This is a genomic window from Pseudomonas sp. S150, assembly GCF_004526365.1.
GTDB lineage: Bacteria > Pseudomonadota > Gammaproteobacteria > Pseudomonadales > Pseudomonadaceae > Aquipseudomonas > Aquipseudomonas putida_A.
Genome location: NZ_CP038207.1, coordinates 2,751,580 through 2,763,976, shown reverse-complemented (window position 1 = coordinate 2,763,976; position 12,397 = coordinate 2,751,580). Strand labels below are relative to the sequence as shown.

The window sequence follows — 12,397 nt, the reverse complement described above, 5'->3', positions numbered from 1 at the left end:
GGTCAATCTTCCTTGTCTTTGAGTAATTGGCCGGTATCGGCTTTCAGGTGCAGCTCGCGCGCCACGCCCTCGACCGTCAGCAGCTCGACTTCATAAACATAAACGTCGTGCTTTTCCTCCAGCTCGACCTCCAGCAGTTTGGCCCCCGGATAGCGATCCAGCGCCTGTTGCAGCACCTGCTCCAGCGGCAGGATCACGCCCTGCTGACGCAGCTTCAGCGCTTCGTCCTGATCGAGGTCGCGGGCCATCGCCGCCGAGCAAACAATTACAAGCGCCAACGCCGTGCGGCTGGTGGCGCGAACATTAACCTTCATTACGTATCCTGATGATCCTTGAGAACCTGCCCAGTGACCGCGTCTAATTCCAGATCCCACTCCAGCCCTTGCGGATCACGCATTTCGACCTGGTAGACATACTTGCCGTACTCCTCTTCCAGCTCGGTTTCGGTGATGGTCGAGCCCGGGTGTCTGGCCAGCGCCGTGGCGTTGAGCTTCTCGAAGGAGACGATAGTACCAGCGTCGCGCAGGCGCAGGGCTTCATCGGGGCCAAGATCGCGGGCGTGGGCGAGGCTGGCGGTCAGGCCGATGATCGAGGCAATGGACAGGGCAGTCAGGGTTTTCATGGGTGTCTCCGTGTTTTTATGTGCAGCTACGGTCGGCACCATAGCGGTGCGAACTTAACTGAAACTGAATTGCCATCATTGCCCCTGACACCAACCTCATTTGCAGATTCATGCAAAACCCTGTGGGAGCGGGCTTGCTCGCGAATGCGGTGGGTCAGCAGTAATGATGGCGACTGATACACCGCTTTCGCGAGCAAGCCCGCTCCCACAGGGTCAAGTAGTGCGCCTATAATCCAAAGCTTGCTAACGATCGAGACCGGTATGACAGCCATCCACATCAAGTTCCCTGCCCTTACCCTCAAGGCCGGCCCACGGGCCATGGCGCGCATTCGTGCCCAAGGCCTGAACGCCGCTGACGTCGGCACCCTGCCCGGTGCGGCCGGCGGGCCGAAGGCATTGGGGATTCAAGGGCTGGATCTGGCGTTGTTCGGTGAGTGGCTGCCGAGCGCGCCGCGTGAGCGCTCGCTGATCGGCGCGTCGGTCGGTTCCTGGCGCTTCGCCAGCGCCTGTCTGCCGGACGCCGCTGAAGGCATCCGCCGCCTCGGTCAGTTGTACGCCGAGCAGAACTTCAACAAAGGCGTGACCATGGCCGAGATCAGCCAGAGCTCGCAGCGCATGCTCAATGACCTGCTCGACGGCCGCGACGCCAGCATCCTCAACAACGCCGACTACCGCCTGAACATCATGGTGGTGAAAAGCCACGGACGCCTGGCCGACGATCATCGTGGCCGCCTCGGTCTGGCGCTGGGCTCGGTGATTGCCGATAACCTGCGCGGTCGCGCGCGGCTGTCGCGGCACTTCGAACGCCTGATCATTCACGACCCGCGCCTTGCCCCGCCGTTGAATGCGCTGAATGACTTTCCGTCGCGCTTCGTCGCCCTCGACGCCGGCAATCTGCGCCAGGCGCTGCTGGCCTCGGGATCGATCCCGATGGTCATGGAAGGCGTGCGCGACCTGCCGGGCGCCGGTACCGGCACGTTCCGCGACGGCGGGCTGCTCGACTATCACCTCGACCTGCCCTACAGCGGCGACGGCATCGTGCTCTATCCGCACTTCACCGACCGGGTGATTCCCGGCTGGTTCGACAAGACCCTGCCGTGGCGCCGTGCCTCGGTGGAGCGCTTGCAGGACGTGCTGTTGCTCGCACCATCGAAGGAATATCTGGCGCGCCTGCCCTACGGCAAACTTCCCGACCGTAACGACTTCAAGCGCTTCATGGGCGATGCGCCGAGTCGGCAGAAATACTGGCACGCGGCGATGGACGAAAGCCGCCGTCTCGGCGACGAGTTTCTCGAACTGGCGGCCAACGGTCGCCTCGCCGAACGCTTGCTGACCCTTTAGTCAGTGTTTTCCCGCATCGCCAAACACAAGCTGGTAAACTCGCCGCCTGCCCGAATCGCTGCGGCGAACGCCACCTGAACAGAGCCGAAAATACTGTGGAAATTTTCAAAGAGTTTACTTTCGAATCCGCCCACCGCCTGCCGCACGTACCGGACGGCCACAAGTGCGGACGCCTGCACGGTCACTCGTTCAAAGTGGCGCTGCACCTGAGCGGCGACCTCGATCCGCACACCGGCTGGATCCGCGACTTCTCGGAGATCAAGGCGATTTTCAAGCCGTTGTACGAGCGTCTGGACCACAACTACCTGAACGACATTCCCGGTCTGGAAAACCCGACCAGCGAAGTCCTGGCCAAATTCATCTGGAATGAAATGAAGCCCCTGCTGCCGGAACTCAGCGCGATCCGCATTCACGAGACCTGCACCAGCGGTTGCATCTATCGCGGTGAATGATCCAACACAATCCCCCCTGTAGGAGTGAGCCTGCTCGCGATAGCGGTTTGTCAGACACATTGATTTCAGATGTGCCGATGCCATCGCGAGCAGGCTCACTCCTACAAAGGATTGATGTTTTGTCAGGAAAATAGAGAACAGCCCCCGAGGCTGTTTTTTTATGCCTGTGCTTTTTGGCTTACCGCGACATCCCCGACATCTGCCCCCCCCACACAGTTCAAAACTGTGGGAGCGGGCTTGCTCGCGAAAGCCGTGTATCAGTCGCCATCTGCATTGGCTGACCGGGCGCATTCGCGAGCAAGCCCGCTCCCACATTGGGCCTGTATGTGTTCTGGTGCACTGCTTTCGCGCCGAAATCCCTGACTCGGCTATACATAATCCGCATAACGGTCTTTGGCACGACCACTGCAACTTGCTTCGCGTCTCCCCAATCCAGCAAGGAACGCCCCATGACGCAGAACGATCCCGGCAACGACTACCCCCTCAGCGAAGTCCCGATGCATGCGCGAAAAGGCCTGGCCTCGACCGCCATGGTGTTGCTTGGTTTCACGTTTTTCACCGCAACCATGTTCGCCGGCGGCAAGCTCGGAGTGGCGTTCAGTTTTGGCGAGATGCTGGCGGTGATCATCGTCGGTAACCTGCTGCTCGGTCTGTATGCGGCAGGCCTCGGTTATATCGCCTTCAAGAGCGGGCTTAATTCGGTGCTGATGGGGCGGTTCTGTTTTGGCGAAGTCGGCAGCAAGCTCAGCGACCTGATCCTCGGTTTCACCCAGATCGGCTGGTACGCCTGGGGCACTGCGACCGCCGCCGTGGTGCTCGGCAAATACTTCGATCTGGAGCAAGGCACGGTGCTCGGCCTGATGGTGCTGTTCGGCCTGGTGTTCTGCGCCACGGCGTATGTCGGTTATCGCGGCCTGGAGATCCTGTCGTACATCGCAGTGCCGGCGATGATGTTGCTGCTGATGCTGTCGATGTGGGTCGCGACGGTAAAAGTCGGTGGCCTCGATGGTTTGCTCAGCGTGGTGCCTACGGGTTCGCTGGACTGGTCGACCGCGATCACGCTGGTGTTCGGCACCTTCGTCAGCGGCGCGACCCAGGCGACCAACTGGACACGCTTCTCGCGCTCGGCACGGGTTGCCGTGCTGGCGAGCCTGATCGGATTTTTCATCGGCAATGGCTTGATGGTGCTGATCGGTGCCTACGGCGCAATCGTCTATCAGCAGCCCGACGTGGTTGAAGTGTTGCTGCTGCAAGGTTTCGCCATGGCCGCAATGGCCATGCTGCTACTGAATATCTGGAGCACCCAGGACAACACCATCTACAACTTCGCCGTCGCCGGCTGCAACCTGCTGCGCACCGGGCGGCGCAAAACCGTGACCCTGGCCGGCGCGGTGATCGGCACCCTGCTCGCCCTGCTGGGCATGTACGACATGCTGGTGCCGTACCTGATTCTGCTCGGTACGGTGATTCCGCCGATTGGCGGGGTGATCATGGCCGACTTTTTCTTCCGCTGGCGCGGGCGCTATCCACGTCTGGCCGACGCACGGCTGCCGGCGTTCAACTGGCCGGGGCTGGGGGCTTACGCGGTCGGCACGCTCACTGCGTTCCACTCGCCCTGGGTCGCGCCGCTGGTAGGGATTGCCGCCGCCGCGCTAACGTATGTCATCGTCACCAGCCTGCTCGGCGCCCGTCGCGCCAGTGCGCCACTACCAGACCTATAAGAAGGATTCGCCTGATGCACATCATCAACGCCCGACTGCGCAACCAGGACGGTTTGCACGAATTGCACCTGGAAGACGGCCTGATCCGCAGCATCGGCCGCCAGACCGAAGCCCCGACCCTCAACCCCGGCGACCTCGACGCCGGCGGCAATCTGGTGGTGCCGCCCTTCGTCGAGCCGCACATCCACCTCGACGCCACGCTGACCGCTGGCGAGCCGCGCTGGAACATGAGCGGCACGCTGTTCGAGGGCATCGAGTGCTGGGGTGAGCGCAAAGTCACCATCACCGAAGAAGACACCAAGACCCGCGCGAAAAAGACCATCCAGGCCCTGGCCGCACACGGCATCCAGCACGTGCGCACCCACGTCGACGTCACCGATCCGCAACTCACCGCGCTCAAGGCGATGCTCGAAGTGCGCGAAGAATCCCGGCACCTGATCGATCTGCAAATCGTCGCGTTCCCCCAGGAAGGCATCGAGTCGTACCGCAACGGTCGCGAGCTGATGGAAGAAGCGATTCGCATGGGCGCCGACGTGGTCGGCGGCATTCCGCATTTCGAGTACACCCGTGATCAGGGCGTCAGTTCAGTGAAGTTTCTGATGGATCTGGCCGAGCGCACCGGGTGCCTGGTCGATGTGCATTGCGACGAGACCGACGACCCGCACTCGCGCTTTCTTGAGGTGCTCGCCGAAGAGGCGCGCAGCCGCGACATGGGTGCGCGGGTCACCGCCAGCCACACCACGGCAATGGGTTCTTACGACAATGCCTACTGCGCCAAACTATTCCGCCTGCTCGGGCATTCCGGGATCAGTTTCGTCTCGTGCCCGACCGAAAGCATTCACCTGCAGGGGCGCTTCGACAACTTCCCGAAACGCCGTGGCGTGACTCGCGTGAATGAATTGCTTGAGGCCGGGATGAACGTGTGTTTCGGCCAGGACTCGATCGTCGATCCTTGGTATCCGCTGGGCAACGGCAACATCCTGCGGGTGCTGGAAGCCGGGTTGCACATCTGCCACATGCTCGGTTACCGCAACCTGCAGAACGCGTTGGATCTGGTCACCGACAACAGTGCCAAGGCCATGCACCTGGGCGAGCGTTATGGCCTGGTAGAGGGGCGCCCGGCGAACCTGCTGATTCTGTCGGCGGACAGCGACTACGAAGTGATCCGCAGCCAGGGCCTGCCGCTGTATTCGATTCGTGGCGGCAAGGTGCTGATGCAGCGGCAGATGCCGGTGGTGGCGTTCAGCGGCGGACAAATCTGAAACTTTTGTCAGGCTGATGGCCTCATCGCTGGCAAGCCAGCTCCCACAGTATCCAGCAGTGAACGCGTGATTTGTGTTCACCATATAACTCTGTGGGAGCTGGCTTGCCAGCGGAGGCGATTGCCGCTTCAGTCGATCAATCGAGCCGTACCAAACAGCCTGACCCGCACCAATTCGCCCTGCTCTTCTTCGAGCAACACCGGCGCCGTCCCGCCCGGCATGACGACGTGCACTTCGCCGCTCGCCACCCAACCCACCGCCCATGCGGCACACGCCACCGCACTGGCGCTGGTGCCGGAGGACGCTGTCGGCCCTTCGCCACGCTCGAATACTCGGGCGACGATGCGCTGCGCTGACTCAAGCGCGGCCCATTGCAGATTGATGCCCGCCGGCCATGGCTGGCCGGCGCCGGTCGGCATCGCGTAGGCGATTCGGGTCAGGCCTTCAGACCAGGGCGATTCGCGCATTTGTGAGTTGCTCGGCAACACGGCAACGTCGGTGAGCAAGGTCACGCAATGCGGATTGCCGATGCGCACGAACTGGCTGTGCTGCCACGCGGGATCGAGCTGTGCCAAGGGTGTTACGTGACTCACCTGACGATCATTGAACTCGCGGCTTTCAACATCTTGAGCGGCCACCGCTGAAGGCCCGAAGCCCGGTTGACCGAGATCCAGCCAGAAGCCGTGAACGCCTTCGACTGCAGCCGGTTTCACCGAAGTTTCCACTGCGTCGCCCTTGTCGTGATGCACTCGCAGCGACGCCCCTTCCGCCGGCATCAGCCCCTGCTCCAGCAACGACTGGGAAAAAATCGTCAGGCCATTGCCGCTGCGCTCGGCCAAGGTGCCGTCGGTATTGACGATCAGCACGTCGAACGGCGCTGCCGACTGAAACGGGCCGATCAACAGACCATCGCTGCGGTGCGATTTGCTCCCCGCCGGACGCTGGCCCTCGGGCCATTCGCAGTACAGCGCAATGGCTGCGCCACTCCATGCCGGTCTCGACACAGCACACTGCGCGGCATCGTTCGGCAGATCGATCCCCGCCTCGCGAAGCGCCTCAGGCGAAACCACCCCGTAAATATTGCCCCGCGCATCGTAGAACTGCGTCATCACCGGCCTCACTCACCTTGTCGAAGCCATCACTGTAAACCGCGATCCCCTGTAGGAGTGAGCCTGCTCTCGATGGCGCAGTATCAGGCGCCCTGGTCATTGCCTGAGCCACCGCCTTCGCGAGCAAGCCCGCTCCCACAGGGTTCTGCACAGAACGGGCATTTGTGAACACCGGTCATCCAATGTGAGAGCGAGCTTGCTCGCGAAAGCGGCGTGTCAGTCGCCATATTCATCGCCTGAACCACCGCAATCGCGGGCAAGCCCGCTCCCACAGGGTTCTGCACAGAACGGGCATTTGTGAACACCGGTCATCCAATGTGGGAGCGAGCTTGCTCGCGAAAGCGGCGTGTCAGTCGCCATATTCATCGCCTGAACCACCGCAATCGCGGGCAAGCCCGCTGCCACAGGGTTCTGCACAGAACGGGCATTTGTGAACACCGGTCATCCAATGTGGGAGCGAGCTTGCTCGCGAAGGCTGCGTATCAGTCGCCATATTCATTGGCTGATATACCGCATTCGCGAGCAAGCTCGCTCCCACAGGTTAGGATGTCGGCTGCACTCCCCCGTGACCTGCGATCGAACCTCGACGCGCTATCACTGTCATTCGGGGACGCGACGTTTTTTGCCAAGGATCGATATGACCAGCCTCAACCCCCAAGACACCTTCGTCCCCGGACGCCTGCAACAGGTGTCCACACGCATCGCTTTTTTCATCGCCGGCCTGGGCATTGCCGCGTGGGCGCCGCTGGTGCCGTACGCCAAGGCCCGCGCCGGACTCGATGAAGGCACGTTGGGCCTTCTGCTGCTGTGCCTGGGGGTCGGCTCGATTCTGGCGATGCCACTGGCGGGGATTCTCGCCACGCGCTTCGGCTGCCGCAAAGTCGCCACCGGCGGCACCCTGCTGATTTGCGCGGCGCTGCCGTTGCTGGCGACAGTGTCGTCGATACCGGCGCTGATCGCCACGCTGTTCATGTTCGGCGCCGGGTTGGGCACGGTGGATTCGACCGTCAACCTGCAAGCGGTGATCGTCGAGCGGGCCAGTGGCAAGAATATGATGTCGGGGTTTCATGGCCTGTTCAGCCTCGGCGGGATTGTCGGCGCGGCCGGTGTCAGCGCCCTCCTCGGCCTCGGCCTGACGCCACTGGCGGCGATGCTGGTGGTGGTGGCGGTGTTGATCGGCGCGCTGGTCAAAGCGGTGCCGCACATGCTGCCGTACGGCAGTGAAAGCTCGGGCCCGGCATTCGCCATTCCCCACGGTATCGTGCTGTTCATCGGCGGGATGTGTTTCATCGTGTTCCTCACCGAAGGCGCGGCGCTCGACTGGAGCGCGGTGTTCCTCGCACAGGAACGCGGGATCGACACGGCGTATGCGGGCTTGGGTTACGCCGCATTTGCCCTGACCATGACGGTGGGACGCCTGCTGGGTGACCGGATCGTGCGCAGTGTCGGGGCTACGCGGATCATTCTGTTTGGCGGGCTGCTGGCAGCGGCAGGCCTGTTTCTGGCGACCTTCGCCCCGAGCTGGGAAGCCGCGCTGCTGGGGTATGCGCTGGTCGGCGCGGGCTGTTCGAACATCGTGCCGGTGCTGTATACGGCGGTGGGCAAGCAGACGGTGATGCCGGAAAGCATTGCGGTGCCGGCAATCACCACGCTGGGTTACGCAGGGATTCTGGCGGGGCCGGCGGTGATCGGTTTTGTCGCGCATGCCAGCAGTTTGAGTTTTGCGTTTGGCTTGATGGCGGTGTTGTTGGTGGCGGTGGCCATCGGCGGCAAGACCTTGAAAGTCTGAACATTGGCGCGGTACCTGTCAGGTTTGACAGTAGACAAGCCCTGCCCCCAATCATAGGGTTGATTTCCAGCTCAGGAGGAAAGGAAATCCGGCATGAACATTGGAACAGGATCAGTTATTGCGCTAATCACTATTCTCCAGGGATGCGCTTCCGTTAATCGATACGACTGGGGCGAAGGCACTGCCAATTTTGCGCCTGCTGAGCGGCTGGCCAATGCCAGCGGGAACTATGCGCATTGGCAAGCCATTGGCCGTGTTGAAGTTGAAGGCGGCATGACCTGCTCCGGCACGCTCATTGACACACGAGAACCCGGTACAGTGTCGCAACCCGCCTACGTACTGACCTCCGGACACTGCACACACCCGGAGATAGCTAATAACGAGATCATCGTCAATCAACCGGCAAAGGGTCGGGTGACGTTCAATTATTTTTTTGACACGCAACCGCAAAGCCATTCCTACAGCGTCAGTCGCATTGTCTGGAGCACGCTACGCGGTCAAGACCTCTCTATCGTTGAACTTCAACAGCCTCTCGAACAGTTGATCAGAGACGGTATCCAGCCGTTGAAATTGGCGCAGACCCCGCTGGTCGCCGAAGACAATATTCTGATCACCGGCGCGCCCATGAGCGGTTTCATTCAGCGCATGGCCTGCAAGCAGGAACACTCGGCAGCGATCATTGAAGGCCCATGGCGTTGGGTCGGACAACCAAGCAACCGTTGCCTCGATGTTGTCAGTGGGCTTTCAGGCTCGCCATTGCTTGCGCGTTACACCAATGAAGTTGTGGGTGTGCTGGGCACCACCACTCGCGGGAGTGAGCGCGATCGCTGCAAAAAAGGCGCGCCCTGCGAAGTCGCGAGGGGACAGGTCGATAAACGCAGCGACACCAACTACGCCTCCACAACCGATGGACTGGGCGCCTGTTTCGCCAAGGGGCATTTCAATCCACGTCTGGGCGGTTGCCCGCTTGGAGAGAACTGGTCGTTTCCTGGTTCGCCGAAAAACAGCGGTTACATTAAGGTCGAGCGCGACGAACATGGACAAGTCGTGCCTTGGCGATGGCTGCAAACGTTCACCACAACCGCGCCTTACTACCGCTATCGCTTTACGCGCACTCTGGACGAATGTCAGAACCTTGATGGCTATAGCCAAGTGCGAACGGCTGCACCGGACGCCGATAATCAATTGAGTCATGAACTTAAAGACGGCTCAGGCTTGTACTTTCTCTGCCTGATTGGCCAACAGCGGCCTACGGACGTACCCAAGCAATGGGCCGGAAGAACACCCAGCGTCTACTGGCGCTGGATGATGGACGCGCCCGCACCGCTGAAGCCTGCCTATAAGGTCGAAGCGGTAGGTGGCGACGAATACGACATCAGGGTATTTCCGGTTTCACCGGATCTGGATCCCGCCCGATTTCAATATAAGTACGGCCAGCCAGGGAGCATCAATTGCAATGACGGGCAGGGATTTCAACGCGTATCACCCTCCACAGGCGTGTTCCATGTTTCCATTGCCAATGGCCGAAAGAACGTCTGCCTCAAAGGCGCAGACCTGGCCGGGAATCCCGGGCCGACCATCGAGTTTCTGATCCCTCAATAGCTTCAGGCTTTTTGTGGCTGAACCGTGTGAAACCGATTCAGCCACAACAGCGCCTTAGAAACCTACACTGGCCTGCACGAAGAACGTACGCGGCGCACCGACATACATCCCCGAATTGTTGTCGCTGGAGCGGGTGAAGTACTGCTTGTCGAAGACGTTTTTCACCCCGGCACCCAGTTTCAGATTCGACACTTGCGGCCCGAAGTCATACCCGCCGCGCACGTTCCAGGTCACGTAACCCGGGATGTCGCCGTACTGCCCGTCGGCCGTGCCTTCGGTGATGTAGTTGCCGTTGAAGCTGCCATCGGCGTTGACCCCGGTGCCCGGCGAGCGTTGTTTCGATTGGGCGAAACCATCGATGTTGTAGGTCCAGCGATTGACGTCGTAACGCAAGCCTACGGTCGCCACCTGCCGCGAATAGAACGGCAGATCACGGCCCTTGAAGCCCGGAATCTCGCCTTCGTAAGTCGCACGGGTGTAGGTGAAACCGGCGTTGGCGGTCAGACCATCGAGACGCGGATCGAGCGCTGCCATGTCGTAGTGCACCGACGCTTCGATGCCCTGGTGCTTGGTCGCGCCGAGGTTGGTCCAGCCGACATCGTTGCTGATGTATTGCAGTTCGTCATCGAAGTCGATGTAGAACAACGTCACTTCCCCACCCCACACGTCATCGTTGTAGCGCGTACCGATCTCGTAAGTCTTGGCTTTTTCCGGCTCCAGGCCGTTGGCGGTCTGGTCGCCCGAGCCGCCCTGGCCGAGCTGGAAATACTGCAGGCTGCCGAACGAGGTTTCGTAGTTGGCGAACAGTTTCCACGCGTCCGACAGGTGATACATCACGCTCAGCGCTGGCAGCGGTTCGTTGCTTTCGATGCTGCGGTTTTTCTCCGGCACGCGTTTGCCTGCGGTGTCGAGCACGGCGCGGTCATGCCAGTCAGTGCTGATGTGTTCGAAGCGAATGCCCGGGGTGATGGTCCAGTTGCCGACGTCGATCTTGTTGTCGACGTACACCGAGTTGGCCTCGGTGCCGCCGGTGCGGTCCTGAAACACATGGCCGTCGGACGTCGGGGTGACCACCGGCTGATTATTGACCAGCGCCAGACGGCTCGACTGTTCGTGCATCGCCTCTTTCAGGTAGCGATAACCGACGCTGACTTCCTGCGTGGTCGGGCCGACGTCAAACACCCGCGACACACGCGGTTCGACACCGAGGGTGTAGTAGGAACGCGGGTACGAGCTGAGGGTTTTCTGGTCGCGGGCGGCGATGGTGCTGCCGCGAAAGCTGTCGGTGTAGTAGGTGAGGATTTCTGCCTGGGTGCGCTCGTCGATCTGCCGGATCCACTTGAACGACACGTCTTTGCGCCGACCGCTGAAGTTGTCGTAATCGCGCACCGAATCATACGGTTTGTCGTCGTACTGCTTCTGCGTCAGGCCGCCGGGCATGTCGGCGCTGGCGTCGTAGTAATGGAAGTTGAGGCTGAAATCGTCCTGATCGGTCGGCGCCCAATGGGTCTTGAGCAGCACGTCGTCGATGTCGTTACCGTTGTTGCGCTCGCGGTAACCGTTGCCATTGACCCCGGAATACAACAGCGCCACGCCCATGCCGTTGTCGGCGGTGCCGCCGAGAAACGCCGTGTCGATGTGCTTCCAGCCGCCGTACCGGGTGGTTTCCAGGGTGGTGCCGATTTCCCCGGTGGCTTTTTCCGGAATGGCGCGGGTGACGAAGTTGATCACCCCGCCGACGTTTTGCGGGCCGTAACGCACGGAACCGGCGCCGCGTACCACGTCGATGCTGTCGAGATTGCCCGAGGAGATCGGCGCCATCGACAGTTGTGGCTGACCGTACGGCGCGAACGCGGCCGGCACGCCATCGATCAGCACCGTGGAGCGTGGCGACAGGCGCGAAGTCAGGCCACGCACGCCGACGTTCAGCGCGATGTCGCTGCCGCCGGTGCCGTTGGAGTCCTGCACCTGTACGCCCGGCACGCGCTTGAGCACGTCACTGACGTTCATCGCGCCCTGCTCGACCATGGCTTCGCGGCGGATCACCGTGCGTGCGCCCGGGTGGTTCTGCACCACGGCGGCATCGGCGTCGCCGAGCCAGTCGCCGACCACTTTGATGTCGGTCACGCCCAGTTCCAGTGGGCCATTGCTGGCGGCAGTTGCGGCCGGGGCCAGGGTCACCGAGCCTTCGTTGATCTGATAGTCCAGGCCGCTGCCCTGCAACAATTGGCGCAACGCCTGCTCGGGAGAAATGTCGCCATCGACCGCCGGAGCCTGTTTGCCGGCGACCAGATCCGGGCTGAAAAACACCTGCAGCGAGGTTTGCTGGCCCAGCTCGCTCAGGGCCTGGCCCAACGGCTGGGCGCGGATGTGAATGGCCTCGGCGGCATAGGCCAGCGGCATCGCAGCATTGACCGCCAGCGTCAGGGCCAGCGGTAACCAAGGGGATTTTTTGTTGTTGGTTGAGGTGTTTTTCACGTCGAACGTAGTCCTGTGGAG

General features: G+C 61.5%; 10 protein-coding genes. 6 read left to right on the top strand and 4 right to left on the bottom strand.

All coding sequences use genetic code 11. The features are described 5' to 3' along the window. Positions 1–2: 2 nt before the first annotated feature. Both E3Z29_RS12625 and E3Z29_RS12620 read right to left on the bottom strand, forming a co-directional pair. Positions 3–314 carry a PepSY domain-containing protein gene (locus E3Z29_RS12625; RefSeq protein WP_027613999.1) on the bottom strand — a complete coding sequence of 104 codons (312 nt, stop codon included), beginning with the start codon at positions 312–314 and terminating at the stop codon, positions 3–5. Beyond that, entirely contained in the window at positions 314–622 is a 309-nt protein-coding gene (locus E3Z29_RS12620; RefSeq protein ID WP_027614000.1) for a PepSY domain-containing protein, read from the bottom strand. Before E3Z29_RS12620 ends, E3Z29_RS12625 begins: the two co-directional genes overlap by 1 nt. Before the next feature lie 261 nt (positions 623–883). On the opposite strand from E3Z29_RS12620, the gene E3Z29_RS12615 reads away from it, so the two are divergent. The 4 genes from E3Z29_RS12615 to codA all read left to right on the top strand — a co-directional run bounded on the left by E3Z29_RS12615 (position 884) and on the right by codA (position 5,398). Further along, positions 884–1,963, top strand: a complete 1,080-nt coding sequence (locus E3Z29_RS12615; protein WP_134785912.1) for a patatin-like phospholipase family protein — start codon at positions 884–886, stop codon at positions 1,961–1,963. A gap of 95 nt (positions 1,964–2,058) precedes the next feature. Beyond that, positions 2,059–2,415 carry a 6-carboxytetrahydropterin synthase QueD gene (queD, locus tag E3Z29_RS12610; protein WP_007915588.1) on the top strand — a complete coding sequence of 119 codons (357 nt, stop codon included), beginning with the start codon at positions 2,059–2,061 and terminating at the stop codon, positions 2,413–2,415. A 449-nt stretch (positions 2,416–2,864) separates the two neighbouring features. After that, entirely contained in the window at positions 2,865–4,136 is a 1,272-nt protein-coding gene (gene codB / locus E3Z29_RS12600; RefSeq protein WP_134785911.1) for a cytosine permease, read from the top strand. A gap of 14 nt (positions 4,137–4,150) precedes the next feature. Then, the gene (codA, locus tag E3Z29_RS12595) at positions 4,151–5,398 is read left to right on the top strand and encodes a cytosine deaminase (RefSeq protein ID WP_134785910.1); all 1,248 of its coding nucleotides are present in this window, start codon (positions 4,151–4,153) and stop codon (positions 5,396–5,398) included. 128 nt (positions 5,399–5,526) lie between these two features. On the opposite strand, the gene E3Z29_RS12590 is transcribed toward codA, so the two are convergent. Beyond that, a complete protein-coding gene (locus tag E3Z29_RS12590) occupies positions 5,527–6,507 on the bottom strand; it encodes a diaminopimelate epimerase (RefSeq protein WP_134785909.1) in 981 nt (326 codons plus the stop codon). Between the two features lie 637 nt (positions 6,508–7,144). Between E3Z29_RS12590 and E3Z29_RS12575 the strand changes: the two genes are divergently transcribed. Both E3Z29_RS12575 and E3Z29_RS12570 read left to right on the top strand, forming a co-directional pair. Beyond that, positions 7,145–8,296: an MFS transporter gene (locus tag E3Z29_RS12575; RefSeq protein WP_098968027.1), complete on the top strand. Its 1,152-nt coding sequence runs from the start codon at positions 7,145–7,147 to the stop codon at positions 8,294–8,296. A 93-nt stretch (positions 8,297–8,389) separates the two neighbouring features. Beyond that, on the top strand, positions 8,390–9,898 hold the full coding sequence (locus E3Z29_RS12570; protein ID WP_134785907.1) for a serine protease: 1,509 nt from the start codon (positions 8,390–8,392) through the stop codon (positions 9,896–9,898). A gap of 54 nt (positions 9,899–9,952) precedes the next feature. Here the strand turns inward: E3Z29_RS12570 and E3Z29_RS12565 are convergent, their stop codons facing one another. Further along, positions 9,953–12,376, bottom strand: a complete 2,424-nt coding sequence (locus tag E3Z29_RS12565; RefSeq protein WP_134785906.1) for a TonB-dependent receptor — start codon at positions 12,374–12,376, stop codon at positions 9,953–9,955. Positions 12,377–12,397: the final 21 nt, after the last annotated feature.